The sequence below is a fragment of the Pseudomonas sp. RA_35y_Pfl2_P32 genome, assembly GCF_963970735.1.
Taxonomy (GTDB): domain Bacteria; phylum Pseudomonadota; class Gammaproteobacteria; order Pseudomonadales; family Pseudomonadaceae; genus Aquipseudomonas.
The window spans coordinates 1-441 of record NZ_CAXAQF010000356.1; the positions used below are offsets into that span (position 1 = coordinate 1).

Here is a 441-nt window from a genome sequence, read left to right on the forward strand (position 1 = left end):
GACGATAAAGCGGCAAATGCCAATGATACTTGGCATCGACCACATGCGCGACCAGCCGCTCGGTGGGCAGTCCCCCCTTGATCAATCGTTCGGGCGCCGCATGCTGGAGAACGACGCCATGACAGGCGCGGCAGGCCAGTTTGGGCCGGCGGGTGACGATTACGCGATACTGCGCCGGTACCACGTCCAGCCTCTGGCTCTCATCGCTCCCAATCTCAAAAAGGACGCCTGCGCAGCAAGGGCAGCAGGTTGCAGCGGGCATCAGGGTTTCGACGATGCGCGGCAAATGCTCCGGCAGTTGACCACGGTTGGCTCTGCGCTCGGCAGTTCTCTTCTCGCAGGTTCTGGGATTGGCGCGACCCTCGGCTGCTTCGAGAGCCGCGACGGCCTCTTCGATGTCCTCCAAAACAAGCTGTAGCTGATCATCGTCCAGCTTTTCCG

1 protein-coding gene is annotated in these 441 nt (G+C 61.7%); it reads right to left on the reverse strand.

All coding sequences use genetic code 11. The features are described from left to right. The coding region (locus AACY45_RS28685; protein WP_339548853.1) for an IS66 family transposase zinc-finger binding domain-containing protein at positions 1-441 on the reverse strand (441 nt) is incomplete at both ends.